The following is a 15,913-nucleotide window of genomic DNA, read 5'->3' on the forward strand; positions in this document are numbered from 1 at the left end:
CCCGATGAGCATGCGGACCGGCCGGGCGGCAGAATGGTGATCATGGCTGCGTATCCGTCGTATCCGTCGTCCCTGCCCTTCCAGCCGGTCCTGGAGCGCATCGCCACCGAGATCGAGCAGACACCCGGCCGTGGGCGGCCCGCCGACTACATTCCGGCGCTGGCCGCCCGCGACCCGCGAAGTTTCGGCATGGCCGTGGCCGAGCTCGACGGCACGGTGTACGGCGTGGGGGACTGGCGGCAGCCGTTCTCCACGCAGTCCATCACCAAGGTCTTCACCCTCGCCCTCGACCTGGCCCGCGAGGGCGACGAACTGTGGGAACACGTCGGCCGCGAGCCCTCCGGCAACCCCTTCAACTCCCTGGTGCAGTTGGAGTACGAGAACGGCATCCCGCGGAATCCTTTCATCAACGCGGGCGCCCTGGTCGTCACCGACCGGCTCCAGACCCGGACCGGTGACGCGGCCGGCACCCTGCTGGCCTTTCTCCGCACCGAGAGCGGTAACCCGGACCTCACCTTCGACAAGGAGGTCGCCGCCTCCGAGGCCACCCACGGGGACCGCAACGCGGCGCTCGCCCACTTCATGGCGTCGTACGGCAACATCGACAACCCGGTACCGGTCCTCCTCGACCAGTACTTCCGGCAGTGCTCGATCGAGGCGTCCTGTGCCGATCTGGCCCTCGCCACCGGTTTCCTGGCCCGGCACGGCATCCGCGCCGACGGCTCCCGACTCCTCACCCGGAGCCAGGCCAAACAGGTCAACGCGGTGATGCTGACCTGCGGCACCTACGACGCGGCGGGCGACTTCGCCTACCGAGTCGGCCTCCCCGGCAAGAGCGGCGTGGGCGGCGGCATCATCGCGGTCGTCCCCGGCCGCTGCACCCTGTGTGTCTGGAGCCCTGGCCTGGACGAACGGGGGAACTCGGTGGCGGGAGTGGCGGCCTTGGACCGCTTCACGACCTTGACAGGGGTTTCGGTGTTCTAAGAGGGCCACGTCATCTGCGGTGCCTTGTCAGGGGCGGTACGGCCGCGCCCCTTCAGGGGCGCAGGGAACCGCGCGACCAGCCACGACGTACCCGCACCCGACGAACCACCACACGGAGGTAACGCTACGGACCCCGTCGGGAAGGCACGACGTCGCTTTCCGGCTACCCACCCTTGACACGCTGACCAAGTGTTGGCCAAGGCTCCCCCCGTCGATCTCCGCCGCTGCCAGGCCCTGGGCCTGGCCGGTACCGCCTTCCTCGCGCTCGGCGGCGAGACGGCCGGCGCCCTGCCCACCCATGACCTCCTCGCCCCCGGGGCCGCGCGAGCCGTGCTGGGCCTCGTCGGCGTGTACTTCGGCGTCGTCCTGCTGATCGCCGCGTGGGTCCTGCTCGGCACCGTCGTCCGGGGTCCCGAGCCGCCGACCCCGCGCTCGCTGCTGCTGGTGCTGGCCGCGTGGGCGGCGCCGCTGCTGCTCGCGCCGCCGCTGTTCAGCCGGGACGTGTACAGCTACCTCGCGCAGGGCGCCATGGTGGACGCCCACATGGACGTGTACGCGCACGGGCCCGACCAGCTCGGCGGACCGCTCGCCGACGAGGTGGCGCCGGTGTGGCAGCAGACCGCGACGCCGTACGGCCCGGTCTTCCTCGCCGTCGCCTCCGCGCTGTCCGGCCTGACCCGCGGGGAGATACCGGCCGGGCTGCTCGGTATGCGGCTGGTCGCCCTGCTCGGCGTCGCGCTGATGGCGGCGGCGCTGCCCCGCCTCGCCCGGCACAGCGGCGCGGATCCGGCCGCCGCGCTGTGGCTCGGCGCGCTCAACCCGCTCGTCCTGCTGCACCTGGTGGCCGGCGCGCACAACGACGCCATCATGCTCGGGCTGCTCGGCGTCGGCCTGGTCGCCGCGCGCGGCCGATGGCACGTGCTGGGCGTCGTGCTCGTCACCCTCGCCGCACTGGTCAAGGCGCCCGCCGCGCTCGGTCTGCTGGCGGTGGTCGCGCTGCGCGGGCGCCGGGGCATGGTGAAGTCCGCCCTGATCACCACCGCGGTCGCCGCGGCCACGACGGTAGTGGCAACGGCCCTCGCGGGCACCGGGTACGGCTGGATAGCGGCCCTGAAGACGCCCGTCTCCCCGCACAACTGGTCGCCCACCAGCCTGCTCGGCCGTGCCACCGGCGCCCTGCTCAAGGAACTCGGCAGCGGCCTCGCCCCGCTCGCCCTGCCCGTCTGGCACGCGACCGGACTGGTGGTGACCGTGCTCGTCGTCCTGTTCATATGGCTGCGGCTGCGGCCCGGACCCATCTACGCGCTCGGACTGAGCCTGGCCGCGGTCGCCGTGTTCGGGCCCGCGATCCGGCCCTGGTACGCCCTGTGGGGTCTGTTCCTCATCGCCGCGGCGGCGCCCAGCGGTTCGGTGCGCCACCGGGTCGCGGCCGCCAGCGGAGTCCTCGCGCTCGGTGTGCTGCCCAGCGGCGGCCCGCCGGACGTGGATCAGGTGGTGCTGGCCGTCTCCGGCGGAGTGCTCGCCCTCGTCGTACTCTGGCAGGCCCATCAGGCCGCCCAGGCCCAGGCCCAGGCGCAGGCACCGGTGCTGGGGCGGACGGCGTGAGAGGGCTGGACACCGATCGCCGACGGCTGCTCGGCCTGCTCGGACTCGCCACCGCCGTGGGTGTGTTCACCGCCACCGTGCCGTTGCTCCGCGACTGGTTCGACCTGCGCGTCTACTACGGGACTGTCGATGCCTGGGCCCATCACGGCGGCCGGATCTACGACTACCTGCAGCCGGGGACGACGTACGGCTTCACGTATCCGCCGTTCGCGGCCCTCGTCATGCTGCCGATGGCGCTGGTCGGGCTGCGTACGGCGATCGCGGTCGCGCTGCTGCTCAACCTCGTCGCGCTGGCCGTGGTGGTGTGGATTCTGGTGGGGCCCGCGCTGCGCCGCTACGGCTGGTTCGGCTGCGCCCTCGCCGTCTGTCTGCTGGCGCTGCTCGAACCGGTCCGCGACACCTTCAGCTTCGGGCAGGTCAACCTGCTGCTGCTGGCGCTCGTGCTGAGCGACGCGTGGCTGCTGTCCACCGGCCGGGGCCGCCGGGCGGGCGTCGGCATCGGCCTGGCCACGGCGATCAAGCTCACCCCCGCGCTCTTCATCGCCCTGCTGCTGCTCGCCCGGCGCCGCCGTGCCGCGGGAGTCGCGGCGGCCGTCGCGGCCGCGGCCACCGCGCTGGCGGCCTGGCTCGTGCCGGACGCGTCGCGCTTCTACTGGACCGAGGCGTTGTGGGACACGGACCGCATCGGACGCCTCGACTATGTCTCCAACCAGTCCGTGCAGGGCGTACTCGCCCGGCTCGCGGCACCGGGCGAACCGAGCCGGGTCGCCTGGGCGGCCACCGCCCTGCTGGTTCTGTGCGTCTGGGCGTGGCGGGCCGTGCGAGCCCTGGCCGACGAGGACTGGACGGCCGCGTTCGCTCTCACCGGAATCGCCGCCTGCCTCGTCAGCCCGATCACCTGGGTGCACCACCTCGTCTGGCTGCTGCCGTCCTTCGCCGTGCTGCTGCACCGGCACCGGGCGCGGGTCGCGGCCGCCCTGTACGCGGTGCTGTGCAGCAGCGTGGTGTGGCTCTGGTTCGACGACTCCTCCGGCCTCGACGGATTCCTCGGCAGCAACACGTACACGTGGATCACGCTGGGCCTGCTGCTGTGGCTGCCGGCCGGTCAGCCGCGCGTGGCCCGCCGGGCCTTGAGACGCAGGGCGAGGGCCACTCCGCCCGCACCCAGACCGGCAGCGCCCAGGATGCCCGCCGCCTCCGGCCAGCCGGGGGCGCCGTCGCTCTCCGAAAGCGCGGGCCCGGCGGTCGCCCCTACGGAATCGGAGACCGCCGCCGGAACACCGCGCGTGTCGAGGAGCGACCCGACGGGTTCGACGTGCCCGGCGGCCGCGAAACCCCAGTCGAGCAGCGAGCGCGCCTCCTCGTACACCGTGGTCCCGCCGCCCGCCTGAGGGTTCATCACCGTCACGACGAGGGTACGCCCGCCCCGGCGCGCGGCGGCGACGAGCGTGTTGCCCGCCTCACTCGTGTAGCCGTTCTTGATGCCGATGAGGCCTGGGTAGGGCTCCACCCCGTCGGCGCCGGTCAGCAGCCGGTTGGTGTTCCGGATCTCGAACGCGTCGCCGTCGCCGGGGAAGGTGGCCTCGACGGTGGAGCAGTAGCGCGCGAAATCCGGGAGGCGCAGCCCGGCCCGGCCGAACACCGCGAGGTCGTACGCCGACGAGACCTGGCCGGGGAAGTCGTATCCGTCCGGTGACTTGACGTGGGTGTCGAGGGCGCCCAGTGAGCGGGCCTTGGCCTGCATCCGGGCGGCCGTCCGCTCCCAGCCGCCGTTCATCGCGGCCAGTACGTGCACGGCGTCGTTGCCCGAGTTGAGGAAGACACCGCGCCACAGGTCGGCCACGCGGTAGGTGTGCCCCTTGGTGACGCCCACCAGGCTGCTGCCGTCGCCGATACCCTCCAGCTCTTCCTCCTTGACGGTGTGCCGGATGCCGCCGGGCAGCGCCGGGAGCACGGTGAGCGCGAACAGGGTCTTCAAAGTGCTGGCGGGCGGCAGTTTGCGGTGCGCGTTGTGCGCGGCGAGGACCGCGCCGGTGCGGGCGTCGGCCACCAGCCAGGACAGCGCGGAGACGTCCGGCACCTCGGGCGCTCCGGATCCCGGCCGTACCTGCGTCCCGGACCGCTGGAGGTAGGGCGGCTGGGAGGCCGCGGGTCTCGGCAGGCCCGGGTCCGTGCCGGTGTGAGCGAGGGCCGTACTCGGCGCGAGGGCCAGCGCGCCGACCACGCAGAAGGCGGAGCAGGAGACGGCGGCACGGGAGACGGCGGCACGGGAGACGGTGGTGCGGGAGGTGGTGGCCCGGGGTGGGAATCCGATAGTCATACCGCAAACGTAGGAACGGAGTCGCCGGACGTCGGGGTGCCAGGCCCGAGCGAGGGGGCGCAGCACCCGGATGCCGCACGCGAGAGAGGCTCAGGACGGTGGTTCGGGGCCGAGGTTCAGGCGGCGGGCAGCGTCGGCTGGACCTGGCGCAGGAAGGTCGCGTTGTCCTCGGTGGCGCGCAACCGCTCCAGCAGGGTTTCCAGGCCGGCCTGGCCGTCCCGTGTCTGCAGGGCGCGTCGCAGGCCTCGTACGGTCGCCAACTCGGCTGCGGGGACGAGGAGTTCCTCGCGACGGGTACCGGACGGGGTGATGTCGACGGCTGGGAAGACGCGCCGCGCGGCGAGGGTCCGGTCGAGGCGGAGCTCCATGTTGCCGGTGCTCTTGAGCTCCTCGAAGAAGAAGTCGTCGGCGCGGGAGCCGGTCTCCACCAGGGCGGTGGCGAGGATGGTGAGCGAACCGCCCTCCTCGGCGAGGCGCGCGGCACCGAAGAACTTCTTGGGGCCTTGCAGCGCGGCCGCGTCGACGCCGCCGCTGAGGGTGCGGCCACCGGAGGCGGCCGCGTTGTTGTGGGCCCGGCACAGCCGGGTGAGGGAGTCCATCAGGATGACGACGTCCTCGCCCTGCTCGACGAGCCGCTTGGCGCGCTCGACGACGAGTTCGGCGAGCGCGATGTGCTGCTTGGGCGTCTTGTCGAAGGTCGAGGCGTAGACCTCGCCCCGGACGGAGCGCTGCATGTCGGTCACCTCTTCGGGCCGCTCGTCGAGGAGCAGCACGATCAGATGGCATTCGGGATGGTTGCCCGCGACGGCGGCGGCGAGCTGCTGGAGCAGCACCGTCTTGCCGGTCTTGGGCGGGGCGACGATCAGGCCGCGCTGGCCCTTGCCGACGGGCGAGACCAGATCGACGACGCGTCCGGCCGTGCCGCTCGCCGGGTGCTCCAGGCGGAGCCGGTCGCGCGGGTGCAGGGGGGTGAGGTCGCGGAAGTGCGGGCGTCGGCGCAGTTCTTCGGGCGTCCGGCCGTTGATCCGTTCGACCTCGGCGAGGGCACGGGGCCCGCCGCGTACGCCTTCGACGGTGTCGCCCTTGCGCAGGCCGTAACGGCGGATCAGCGTGGCGGAGACCTGGATGTCGGCCGGCGTGGGCAGGCAGCTCGCGGCGGCGCGCAGGTACCCCTGCCCGTTGTGCGCGATGTCGAGGACACCGGTGGCGTGGGCCGGGAGCTGCTGCTGTACAGGAGGGTGTTCGAGTGTGGTGGTCATGAGTGAGGGTCCTTTCGAGGACGGATTCATGAGGTCATGAGGGAGGGAGGGAGGGGATGTGCCGGGTGAGGCGGCGTGCTCACGCCTCCGTACGGCGGGGAAGATCACCTGAAGGAGTCACGGGTGACCGCGCTCAGAAGGTGATGCGAAGAAGCTGGTCGGCCGGTCGAGGAATGACGGGCCTGTCAGCGAAAAGAAGGTGAATCCGCACCGGCGCCCGAGACGGGGCGTGCACAAGTGCTGACCGCAGGCTACCACGGCTTGAGCCGGTTCGGCTGTGATGTGCCTCTCAGCGGCCCGCCAGGAGGCCGTACAGCAGGGGGATGCGCGGCTCGTTGTCCGGCAGGCGCCACCACCCGGACGGCGTACGGACCATCTGCGGCCACCGCGGCCAGGGAAGCTCGTCGCTCTCCCGAAGCCGTCGGATGCCCAGTCCCGCTCCCGTCAACGCGTTGACGACCTCGTCCATTCCGTGCATCCACTCGTAGCTGTCGGTCGCGCCCTCGACGGCCGGGCCGTCGGTGTACGTGTAGGTCGCATCCCGGTGTACGGCGTCCCGGCCGCCCAGGTAGTCGTGGCGCAGCAGCAGTGCGGTGCCCTCGTCCTCGGCGGGCTTGGGACCCAGCGAGTTGAGCAGGGGATGGAACTCGGCGATGTACAACCGGCCGCCCGGACGCAGCAGTCGGGCGACCACGGCGGCCCAGCGGTCCAGGTCGGGCAGATAGCACAGGGCGCCCTTGCCGGTGTAGACCACGTCGAACCGCCGCCCGCCCAGGGCCTCGACGGCGTCGTACACATTGGCCCGTACGTACGCCACGTCGGCGCCCGTCCGCGCCGCGATGCCGGCCGCGGCGGCCACGGACGCCTCGGAGATGTCGAGCCCGACGGCCCGCGCACCGCGCTCGGCGAAGGCGATCGTCTCGGTGCCCAGGTGACACTGGAGGTGGAGCACGTCGCGGCCCGCCAGCTCGCCGAGGTCCTCCCACTCGAAGGCCGCGAACCAGCGGGCCGGGTCGAGCTTCTCGCTCAGCCCGTAGAACCGGCTGGCGAGGTGGACGGGGGTCCGCGCGTCCCAGTTGGCCTGGTTGGCCCGCATCATCCGCTCGTGCTCGTCGGTCATGGAACCATCCAACCGTGGACGGAGGCGGATGCGGGGGAGGAACCGCGGATCGGCGCGTACGTCATCGCTGTCGGTCACGGGGTCGAGCGGGCAGAATCCTTCGTCGTAACGGCTCGCAGCGCCCACGCCCGACTCCCCACGCCCATAAGGAGATCTTCGGTGGACACCTCTCCCGTCACGCCGCACCGCATGGACCCGGCCGGTGGCTGCCCGCATGCCGACAACGCGCGGCTGCTCGAGCGGAGCGCCGTCGCGGCGGTGGTGCTGCCCGGCGAGGTGGAGGGCATGGCGGTGCTCGGGCACGAGGCGTTGAAGGAGTTCCTCGCGCATCCCGAAGTCGCCAAGGGCGCCGAGCACTTCACCGAGCTGCGGGAGGGGCGGATAGCGCCGGGGTGGCCGCTCGCGACCTTCGCGACCGTACGCGGGATGACGACCGCGGACGGCGAGGACCACCGGCGGCTGCGGTCGCTCGTGAGCAAGGCGTTCACCGCGCGCCGGGTCGAGGAACTCCGACCCCGGATCGAGGAGTTGACGGCGGGACTGCTCGACGACCTCCGGGTCGCGGCCGAGCGGGACGGTGGAGTCGCCGATCTGCGGAGGCACTTCGCGATGCCGCTGCCCATGGGGGTCATCGGGGAACTGCTCGGGGTGGACGCGGAGCACCGTGACCGGCTGCACCACCTGTCGAACCAGGTGGTCGCCACCGACATCGGCCCCGAGAAGGCCCTGGCGGCCAACCGTGAACTCGTCGCCGTGCTCGCCGCCGTGGCCGTCGCGCGGGGCGAGCGGCCGGGCGAGGACCTCACCAGCGCGCTGATCGCCGCCCGGGACGAGGAGGGTGATCGGCTCAGCCAGGAGGAGCTGATCGGCACCCTGGTACTGATGATCATCGCGGGACACGAGACCACGCTCAACCTCCTCACCAACGCCGTACGGGCGCTCTGTGGTCACCGGGACCAGCTGGAGCTGGTCATGACGGGCGAGGGCGGGGTGGGCTGGGCGGACGTGGTCGAGGAGACCCTGCGCTGGGACGCGCCCGTCAGCTACTTCCCCTTCCGCTATCCGGTGCGGGACCTGACCGTCGACGGCACGTTGATCCCCAAGGGGACGCCCGTGCTGGCCGGATACTCGGCGGCGGGGCGTGACCCGTCCGTGCACGGCCCGGACGCCGACCGCTTCGACGTCACCCGGCCAGGCAGGTCCGGCGCCGCTCGGCACCTCTCCCTCGGGCACGGCGCCCACTACTGCCTCGGCGCCCCGCTGGCACGCATGGAGGCGACCATCGCCCTGGAGCGGCTGTTCACCCGCTTCCCCGACCTCGACCTCGCCGTGACGGAGGCGGAACTCTCCCGGCACTCCAGTTTCGTCGGCAACAGCGTGCGGGCACTTCCGGTACGGCTCGGCACCTCGCACGGCTGACCGCGCGCATACCGCCGTACGACACCGCGCCGCATACCAGCCATACGACACCGCGATGCCCCTGCGCCGACCCTTTTCTTGTTCTGGGCAATGGCCGTCCCTACGCTGCCAGCACCGCACACCGGCGGCACTGGACAAGGGACATGGCAATCATGGGTCGACTGGCCGGAAAAATCGCTTTCATCAGCGGAACGGGGGCCGGAATAGGGCGGGCCGCGGCCCAGGTATTCGCCGCGGAAGGCGCCACCGTATTCGGCTGCGACCTCGATGCCGACGCCGCCGCGGAAACGGTGGAACTCGTCGAGAAGGCCGGCGGTGTCATGCGGTCCCTCGCACCGGTGGACCTCTCCACCGAGGCGGGCGCCCATGAGTGGATCGACGCGGGGATCGAGGCCCTCGGCGGGATCGACATCCTCTACAACAACGCCTCCGCACTGCGGAACGGGCCGTTCGCGACCATGCCGGCCGAGGACTGGTACTTCACCATCAAGAACGAGCTCGACATCCCCTACTTCTGTACGCAGGCGGCCTGGCCGCACCTGATCGCCCGCGGTGGCGGAGCCGTCCTCAACGTCGCCTCGGTGGCCGCCGTCCGGGGCGCCCCCTTCATGCCGATGGTTCCGCACGGCGCGGCCAAGGGCGGGGTGCTGGCGATGAGCAAGCACCTGTGCGCGGCCGGCGCCCCGCACCACATCCGGGTCAACACCATCGCCCCCGGCATGACCCGCACCTCCGCGACCGCGCCCTTCCTCGACGACCCCGACGGACCGAAGGCGCAGCTGGAGGCGCGGATCCCGGTGGGCCGGGTGGGCGAGCCCGAGGACATCGCGCGCGCCGCCGTCTTCCTCTGCTCCGACGAGGCGGCGTTCGTCAACGGCGCCAACCTGATGGTCGACGGTGGCGACAGCGCGATGGCCGGCTGAGCGCCGGTGACCGTCCGACTCGACCACGTGGGCGTCAACGTACGCGATCTGCCCGCCCAAACCAGCTGGTACCAGGGGGCGTTCGGGCTCAGGACCGTCTTCGAGTTCACCCTCGAAGGACCCGGTCTGAGCGCCGTCGTCCTGGAACATCCGCACGGCTGGCGGATCGAACTCCTCGCCAGGCCCGGATCCGCGCCGGGGCTGCGGGCCCCGGACCCGCTGACCGCAGCCCTCACCGAGGGATACGGGCACTTCGCGGTCACCACGGCGGAACTCGACCCCGTCTACGCGGCCTTGGTGGCGCACGGAGCGGGCGAGGCCATGAAACCGGGTCCTTCCCCCGAACCCGGTATTCGCATGGCCTGGGTCACCGACCCCGAGGGAAATCTCATCGAACTCATAGAGAAAAACGCAGAGTGAGGGCACGCACGATGACGGATTCGATCTCCACGACCTCTTTGAAGAAACTGGACCTCGGAACACTCATAGCCTGCTGTCTCGCAGTCGCCGCCGCGCAACTGTGCATTACCGTTCCGTCCCCCATCAATGGCGAAATCCAGGCCGCCTTCGGGGCGTCAGGTTCCCAGGTCGCCTGGGTCACGTCCGCCTTCATTCTCCCCACCGCCATTCTTGAACTGAATTTCGGTGTGGTCGGAGACCTCTTCGGCCGCAAGCGCCTGCTGGTGCTCGGCGGCCTCGTCCTGGCGCTCGGTGAACTCCTCAACGCCACCTCCCAGAACATCACCATGATGTGGACCGGACAGGCGCTGGCCGGTATCGGCGCCGCGGCGCTCTTCCCCAGTTCCCTCGCGGTCATCGCGGCCGCCACCCCGGACGGGAAGGACCGTGCCAAGGCGGTCTCCACCTGGGCGCTCAGCATCTCCCTCGCCTCCGCGGTGGGACCGCTGTCCTCCGGCGTGCTCGCCACGGTCGCCGACTTCCGCTGGGCGTTCGTGCCGCCGGTCGTCCTCGGTCTGGCGGTCGCGGTCGCGAGCTGGAAACTGGTCACCGACTCCAAGGCCCCCGAGGGCCGCGCCCTGGACTGGCCGGGCCAGATCACCATCGCCGTCGGCCTCACCGCCCTGCTCTGGGGCATCATCGAGGGCGGCGACCGCGGCTGGGGCAGCGCGGCCATCGTCGGCTCGCTGGCCCTCGCGACGGTGGCCCTCGTCGGCTTCGTCGTCGCCGAGACCCGCGCCGCCTCGCCCATGTTCAACCTGGACCTGCTGAGGATCCCGTCCTTCGCCGCGGCGGCCGTCGTCGCCCTGGCCGGCATGTTCGGCTTCATCGGCACCGCGTACTGCGTCTCCATCCGCCTCGGCGCCGTGATGCATCTGAGCGCGCTGCGCGCCGGCATGCCGTTCGTGATCCTCCAGCTGATCCCGCTGCTTCTGGCACCGGTGCTCAGCAGGATGCTCACCCGCGTCGACGCCCGCTGGCTCCTGATGGGCGGACTGCTGCCGATGGCCGCGGGACAGTTCTGGATCGCCGCGCTCCCCATCACCACGACCTCCCTCGCCGCCTTCATCGGCCCGGTGCTGCTGCTCGGCATCGGTTTCATCTGCGTCGTCTCCTCACTGACCTCGGCCGCCGTGAACGCCGTACCGATCCACATGACCGGCATGGCCAGCGGCGCCACCAGCCTGGTCCGCGAGTTCGGCCAGGGCCTCGGACCGGCCGTCATCAGCACCATCGCGATGAGCGCCGCGTCCTCCGCCCTGGTGGGCAAGCTCAACGGCGCGGACGCCGGCATGGAGGCCGCCGCGGGCCCGCTCGCCGTCGTCAACGCGGGCAGCGACAGCGCCAGGGCCGCCGCCCAGACCGCGCTTGGCCACGGCATGGCTCTCGGCGTGGTGATCTGCGGTTGCGCCTCCCTGCTCGGCGCACTGGTCACCCTGCTGCTGGTGCGCAAGAACACCGCCCGAGCGGCGGTCGGCGCCGGCGGTGAGCCGTCGGTGCGGACGGCCACCGCGTAGCGCGGGTCGTCGCGAAGAGGCCGGGGCCTGGGGCCCCGGCCTCTTCGCGCGCCCAGGGTGTCGATTCGGTGCGGTCCCGTTCGTCGGTGGGGTGTAGGAAGTTCATGAGCACCGGGAGGAACCATGAAGTACATGCTGCTGGTCTGCGGCGACGACACCGCCGACGCCTCGGGCATGGCCCCCGTCGAGCCCTGGGTCGAGGAACACGGCGCCCGCAGCGGCGTCCGGCTGCACGGCCACCGGCTCCGGCTCCCCGCCGAGGCGGTCACCGTGCGGGTGCGCGACGGCGAGGTGCTACGCACCGACGGGCCGTTCGCCGAGACGAAGGAGTACGTCGCCGGGTACGACATCCTCGACTGCGACAGCCTGGAGGAGGCCGTCGAGGTGGCCGCGCAGCACCCCGTCGCGGCCGTCGGCGCCATGGAGGTGCGCGCCTTCTGGGACGACGAGGACGCCGAGACCGAGATCCGCCGGCTCGACGCGGAACTCACCGCCGCCGGCCGGGAACGGGACTTCGACCGGGCGATGGCCTGCTACGCCCCCGACGTCGAGGTGTTCCACCCCGTGAGCGGTCTGGAACAGGGCGGCGTCGAGGCCCTGCGCAAGGCGGAGGAGCTGTGGTTTTCCACCCTGAGCGGGCCCGTGCACCGTGAGGTGTCCGACTTCCGTGTACGGGTCGACGAGAGCGTCGCCTTCAGCCACGCGCTCGTACGGATCCGCGCCACGCTCGCCACCGGTGAACCGCTCGACACCACCGCCCGGGTGACCACCGGCTACCGCGCCGCGGGCGACCGCTGGCAGATCGTCCACCAGCACACCTCGATCCCGTTCGACACCGGCGTCACGGAGGGCCTGTCATGAAGTACGTCCTGTTCATCTGCACCCCCGTCGGCGGCGAGGAGCTGAGCCCCGCGCAGATCGCCGACGACCCCCGCTTCACCTCGTACATCGGCGAGGTCCGCAGCCGCGACATCGTCAAGGGCGGCGCGCGCCTGCGACCGTCCACCGACGCCACCACCGTCCGCGTCCAGGGCGACGAAGTCCTGCTCAGCGACGGGCCGTTCGTGGAGTCCAAGGAGTACGTGGCCGGCTTCGACCTCATCGAGGTTGCCGACCTCGACGAGGCCATCGCGCTCGCGTCCCGGCATCCGGCGGCGCTGGGCGGCGGCTCGGTCGAGGTGCGGCCGGTCTGGGAGTGAACGACACCGAAGACGTGGAGGCGGCGGTCGCCGCCGCCTTCCGCGAGGAATGGGGCCAGGTCGTCGCCACCCTGATCCGGGTGACCGGCGACTGGGACCTCGCCGAGGAGTGCGCGCAGGACGCCTTCACCCAGGCCCTGGACCGATGGCGGCGCGACGGAGTGCCGCGCCGCCCCGGCGCCTGGCTGACCACGACCGCACGCCACCGGGCCCTGGACGTGCTGCGCCGCGAGGCGGTGGGGGCTCAGAAGCTGCGGGAGGCGGCGGTGCTGGCACGGGACGAGGGGCCCAGCGACCCGGAGTACGACGGCGACGACAGCGGCGTCCGGGACGACCGGCTGCGCCTGATCTTCACTTGCTGCCACCCGGCGCTCCCCGTCGAGGCCCGGGTGGCACTGACCCTGCGCACCCTCGCCGGGCTCACCACCCCCGAGATCGCCCGCGCCTTCCTCGTGCCCGAGGCGACCATGGCGCAGCGCCTGGTGCGCGCCAAACGGAAGATCCGCAACGCCGGCATCCCCTACCGCGTACCGCCCGCGCATCTGCTGCCCGAACGCACCACCGGCGTCCTCGGCGTGGTCTACCTGCTCTTCAACGAGGGGTACGCCGCCACGTCAGGCGCCGACCTGGTGCGTACGAACCTCTGCGCGGAGGCCATCCGGCTCGCCCGGGTCCTGGCCCGCCTGATGCCCGACGAACCCGAGGTCCTCGGTCTGCTCGCCCTCCTGCTGCTGCACGACGCCCGGCGCGCCACCCGGGTGGACGCGACCGGCGAACTGGTGACGCTGGAGGACCAGGACCGTACGGCCTGGGACAAGACCGCCGTCGACGAGGGCGCCGCCCTCCTGGAGAGCGCCCTGCGCCGCGGACGCCCGGGGCCCTACCAGATCCAGGCCGCCATCGCCGCCTGCCACACCACCGCCGCGACGGCCGAGGACACGGACTGGGCCGACATCGCCGCGCTGTACGGGGAACTGGCCCGCTTCGTGCCCTCCGCCGTGGTGCGGCTCAACCGGGCGGTGGCGGTGGGCATGTCCGAGGGCCCGGAGGCGGGGCTGGCGCTCGTCGCTCAGCTGGAGCGGGAGGGCGAGCTGGACGGCTACCACCTGCTGCCCGCCACCCGCGCGGACCTGCTGCGCCGCATGGGACGCCCGGCGGAGGCGGCCGAGGCGTACGACCGGGCGCTGGAGCTCGTGGAGAACGCCGCCGAACGGCGCTTTCTGCAGAAGCGGCTCGCGCAGTGCCGATCGGCGTAGGACCCGTCCGCGGCGACCGTCCCCGGGCCCGGGGGTCACACCGAGTCGAGCGCGTTCGTGATCGCCTTCACGCCGCCGTGCGCGGAGTAGCCGCCGTCCACGGTGATCTCGGCGCCGTTCACGTAGGACGACTCGTCGGAGAGCAGATACACGACCAGCGGAGCGACCTCCTCGCAGCTGCCCGGGCGGCCCTGCGGAGTCATCGAGAGGTGCGCCCGCGTGAAGACCGGGTTGGCCGTCGCCATCAGGGGCGTCTCGATGTAACCGGGGTGGATCACGTTCGTACGGATACCGCGCGGCGCCAGTTCCAGCGCCGCCACCTTCGACAGGCCCCGCAGCGCCCACTTGCTCGCCGTGTACGCGACCGCGTGATGGGCGGTGAGACCGGCCACCGAGCCGACGTTCACGATCGAGGACCCGGGAGGCATCAACGGGGCGAGGGCCTGGATGCCGAGCATCGGGCCGGTGGTGTTCACCGCGAACGCCCGGTTCCAGTCGGCGAGTTCGACCGAGCCGAGGCGGGCGCGCATGGGGATCCCGGCGTTGTTGACGAGCCCGTGCACGGCCTCCAGAGATGCCGCCAGGGCCGCCCAGTCGTCGGGGGACGACACGTCCAGGTGGCGGTAGCGCACGTCCAGGCCGTCGGCGCGCAGGGTGGCAGCCAGCTTTTCGCCGGGCTCGTCGAGGACGTCCGTCGCGACGACCGAGGCGCCCTCGCGTGCTGCCGCCGCCACCTCCACGGCTCCCTGGCCCTGTGCGGCTCCGGTGATGACGACGGTACGACCGGCCAGGCGTGTGCGGCTCACGGCTTCCTCCAAGGGGGCGTGGGTTCCCTTCCCACGCTAGGAAGCGGGGGCAAGCTCCGGAAACGCGCGTTCGCCATGGCTGGCATCCACGTCGACGATCTCCGTGGGCGCGGGGTCGTCCAGCGACGCGCCCACCTTGCGGACCTTCTCCCGCAACCACCGGTGCGCGGGATCCGCGTGCCGGTTGTGGTGCCAGTACATGGCCTCGACCAGCGGCACGTCCGGGAACGGTGTCGGTACGACGGCGCAGCGGGCGAAGCCCTCGTAGCGCCGGGCGAGCCGCTCGGGCACCAGAGCGACCAGGTCGGTGCCGCTCACCAGGAACGGCAGCACGTTGAAGCCGGGCGTGCTGACCTGCACCCTGGGCGTGATGCCGAGGGTCTCCAGCTGGCGGTCGGCGGGCGTGAGCTTGCCGATGCCGCACGCGGCGTGCGGCATCTCCGCCAGGTCGCGCAGGGCGAGCCGCCCGTCGACCAGGCGTGGGTTGTCGGGGTCGACGAGGCACACGAACCGGTCGTGCATCACGGCCTCGCTGACGCCCGGCAGCTGGTACCCGAGCGGCACGATCATCAGGTCGTGACAGCGCAGATGGGTCTCCGTCTCCAGCTGCCCGTCCACGATGGGGTGGAAGTCGATGCGGACGCCCGGTGCCTCCTGCGCGATGGCCCGCAGCAGCGGCTCCACGAACACCGTCATCACGTAGTCCGACATCACCACCGAGAAGCGCTGCCGGCTGCGCGACGGCTCGAAGTGCCGGGTCAGCGACAGCGCCTCCTCGGCTTTGTAGAGGGAGGCCTGCACGACCGGTAGCAGCCGTTCCGCGAGCGGCGTCAGCTCGTACTCGCGGCCCACCCGCACCAGCAGCTCGTCGTTGAAGTGCCGCCGCAGCCGGGCCAGCGAGCCGCTCATCGCGGACTGGCTGGTGGACAGCCGCACCCCCGCGTGGGTGACGTTCTTCTCCTCCAGAAGGGCTTCCAGTGCCACCAGAAGATTCAGGTCGATTGCTCCGAGACCCATGCGTGTCTCCTTCCGGCCGCGTCGTTGAA

14 protein-coding genes and 1 pseudogene are annotated in these 15,913 nt (G+C 71.9%); 10 read left to right on the forward strand and 5 right to left on the reverse strand.

The window, feature by feature from the left end; all coding sequences use genetic code 11:
* Window positions 1-33 precede the first annotated feature (33 nt).
* From OG747_RS43695 to OG747_RS43705, 3 genes are all read left to right on the forward strand, one after another.
* Window positions 34-984 carry a glutaminase gene (locus tag OG747_RS43695; RefSeq protein WP_405884902.1) on the forward strand — a complete coding sequence of 317 codons (951 nt, stop codon included), beginning with the start codon at window positions 34-36 and terminating at the stop codon, window positions 982-984.
* 189 nt (window positions 985-1,173) lie between these two features.
* The gene (gene mptB / locus OG747_RS43700; RefSeq protein ID WP_405884903.1) at window positions 1,174-2,589 is read left to right on the forward strand and encodes a polyprenol phosphomannose-dependent alpha 1,6 mannosyltransferase MptB; all 1,416 of its coding nucleotides are present in this window, start codon (window positions 1,174-1,176) and stop codon (window positions 2,587-2,589) included.
* Window positions 2,586-3,980 carry a glycosyltransferase 87 family protein gene (locus tag OG747_RS43705; RefSeq protein ID WP_405884904.1) on the forward strand — a complete coding sequence of 465 codons (1,395 nt, stop codon included), beginning with the start codon at window positions 2,586-2,588 and terminating at the stop codon, window positions 3,978-3,980. Before mptB ends, OG747_RS43705 begins: the two co-directional genes overlap by 4 nt.
* Before the next feature lie 59 nt (window positions 3,981-4,039).
* On the opposite strand, the pseudogene OG747_RS43710 reads toward OG747_RS43705, so the two are convergent.
* The 3 genes and pseudogenes from OG747_RS43710 to OG747_RS43720 all read right to left on the reverse strand — a co-directional run.
* Window positions 4,040-4,909 (reverse strand): annotated as a pseudogene (locus tag OG747_RS43710) (D-alanyl-D-alanine carboxypeptidase family protein); the annotation flags it as partial.
* Window positions 4,910-5,025: 116 nt separating this feature from the next.
* Window positions 5,026-6,168 carry a transcription termination factor Rho gene (gene rho, locus OG747_RS43715; protein WP_405884905.1) on the reverse strand — a complete coding sequence of 381 codons (1,143 nt, stop codon included), beginning with the start codon at window positions 6,166-6,168 and terminating at the stop codon, window positions 5,026-5,028.
* A gap of 289 nt (window positions 6,169-6,457) precedes the next feature.
* Entirely contained in the window at window positions 6,458-7,288 is an 831-nt protein-coding gene (locus OG747_RS43720) for a class I SAM-dependent methyltransferase (RefSeq protein WP_405886007.1), read from the reverse strand.
* A gap of 159 nt (window positions 7,289-7,447) precedes the next feature.
* On the opposite strand from OG747_RS43720, the gene OG747_RS43725 reads away from it, so the two are divergent.
* From OG747_RS43725 to OG747_RS43755, 7 genes are all read left to right on the forward strand, one after another.
* Window positions 7,448-8,707 (forward strand): cytochrome P450, encoded by a 1,260-nt coding sequence (locus OG747_RS43725; RefSeq protein ID WP_405884907.1) that lies wholly within the window; start codon window positions 7,448-7,450, stop codon window positions 8,705-8,707.
* Between the two features lie 143 nt (window positions 8,708-8,850).
* Window positions 8,851-9,630, forward strand: a complete 780-nt coding sequence (locus tag OG747_RS43730; protein WP_405884908.1) for an SDR family NAD(P)-dependent oxidoreductase — start codon at window positions 8,851-8,853, stop codon at window positions 9,628-9,630.
* 6 nt (window positions 9,631-9,636) lie between these two features.
* Window positions 9,637-10,050, forward strand: coding sequence for a VOC family protein (locus tag OG747_RS43735; RefSeq protein ID WP_393014967.1), 414 nt, complete (start codon window positions 9,637-9,639; stop codon window positions 10,048-10,050).
* A gap of 11 nt (window positions 10,051-10,061) precedes the next feature.
* Window positions 10,062-11,606 carry an MFS transporter gene (locus tag OG747_RS43740; RefSeq protein ID WP_405884909.1) on the forward strand — a complete coding sequence of 515 codons (1,545 nt, stop codon included), beginning with the start codon at window positions 10,062-10,064 and terminating at the stop codon, window positions 11,604-11,606.
* Between the two features lie 123 nt (window positions 11,607-11,729).
* A complete protein-coding gene (locus OG747_RS43745; RefSeq protein WP_405884910.1) occupies window positions 11,730-12,467 on the forward strand; it encodes a nuclear transport factor 2 family protein in 738 nt (245 codons plus the stop codon).
* Window positions 12,464-12,805 carry a YciI family protein gene (locus OG747_RS43750; protein ID WP_405884912.1) on the forward strand — a complete coding sequence of 114 codons (342 nt, stop codon included), beginning with the start codon at window positions 12,464-12,466 and terminating at the stop codon, window positions 12,803-12,805. The genes OG747_RS43745 and OG747_RS43750 overlap by 4 nt, the downstream gene beginning before the upstream one ends.
* Complete coding sequence (locus OG747_RS43755) at window positions 12,802-14,061, forward strand: RNA polymerase sigma factor (RefSeq protein ID WP_405884913.1); 1,260 nt, start codon at window positions 12,802-12,804, stop codon at window positions 14,059-14,061. The genes OG747_RS43750 and OG747_RS43755 overlap by 4 nt, the downstream gene beginning before the upstream one ends.
* A gap of 35 nt (window positions 14,062-14,096) precedes the next feature.
* On the opposite strand, the gene OG747_RS43760 is transcribed toward OG747_RS43755, so the two are convergent.
* Both OG747_RS43760 and OG747_RS43765 read right to left on the reverse strand, forming a co-directional pair.
* On the reverse strand, window positions 14,097-14,867 hold the full coding sequence (locus tag OG747_RS43760; protein ID WP_405884915.1) for an SDR family NAD(P)-dependent oxidoreductase: 771 nt from the start codon (window positions 14,865-14,867) through the stop codon (window positions 14,097-14,099).
* Between the two features lie 36 nt (window positions 14,868-14,903).
* Complete coding sequence (locus OG747_RS43765) at window positions 14,904-15,884, reverse strand: LysR family transcriptional regulator (protein ID WP_405884916.1); 981 nt, start codon at window positions 15,882-15,884, stop codon at window positions 14,904-14,906.
* Between the last annotated feature and the right edge of the window lie 29 nt (window positions 15,885-15,913).

The organism is Streptomyces sp. NBC_01384 (assembly GCF_045040035.1).
GTDB lineage: Bacteria > Actinomycetota > Actinomycetes > Streptomycetales > Streptomycetaceae > Streptomyces.

What these genes read in the sequence shown, in the direction of transcription:
- OG747_RS43765 (WP_405884916.1), bottom strand. Translation starts at nt 15,884, where the DNA reads ATGGGTCTCGGAGCAATCGACCTGAATCTTCTGGTGGCACTGGAAGCC.
- rho (WP_405884905.1), bottom strand. Translation starts at nt 6,168, where the DNA reads ATGACCACCACACTCGAACACCCTCCTGTACAGCAGCAGCTCCCGGCC.
- OG747_RS43720 (WP_405886007.1), bottom strand. Translation starts at nt 7,288, where the DNA reads ATGACCGACGAGCACGAGCGGATGATGCGGGCCAACCAGGCCAACTGG.
- OG747_RS43730 (WP_405884908.1), top strand. Translation starts at nt 8,851, where the DNA reads ATGGCAATCATGGGTCGACTGGCCGGAAAAATCGCTTTCATCAGCGGA.
- OG747_RS43740 (WP_405884909.1), top strand. Translation starts at nt 10,062, where the DNA reads ATGACGGATTCGATCTCCACGACCTCTTTGAAGAAACTGGACCTCGGA.
- OG747_RS43750 (WP_405884912.1), top strand. Translation starts at nt 12,464, where the DNA reads ATGAAGTACGTCCTGTTCATCTGCACCCCCGTCGGCGGCGAGGAGCTG.
- OG747_RS43745 (WP_405884910.1), top strand. Translation starts at nt 11,730, where the DNA reads ATGAAGTACATGCTGCTGGTCTGCGGCGACGACACCGCCGACGCCTCG.
- OG747_RS43695 (WP_405884902.1), top strand. Translation starts at nt 34, where the DNA reads ATGGTGATCATGGCTGCGTATCCGTCGTATCCGTCGTCCCTGCCCTTC.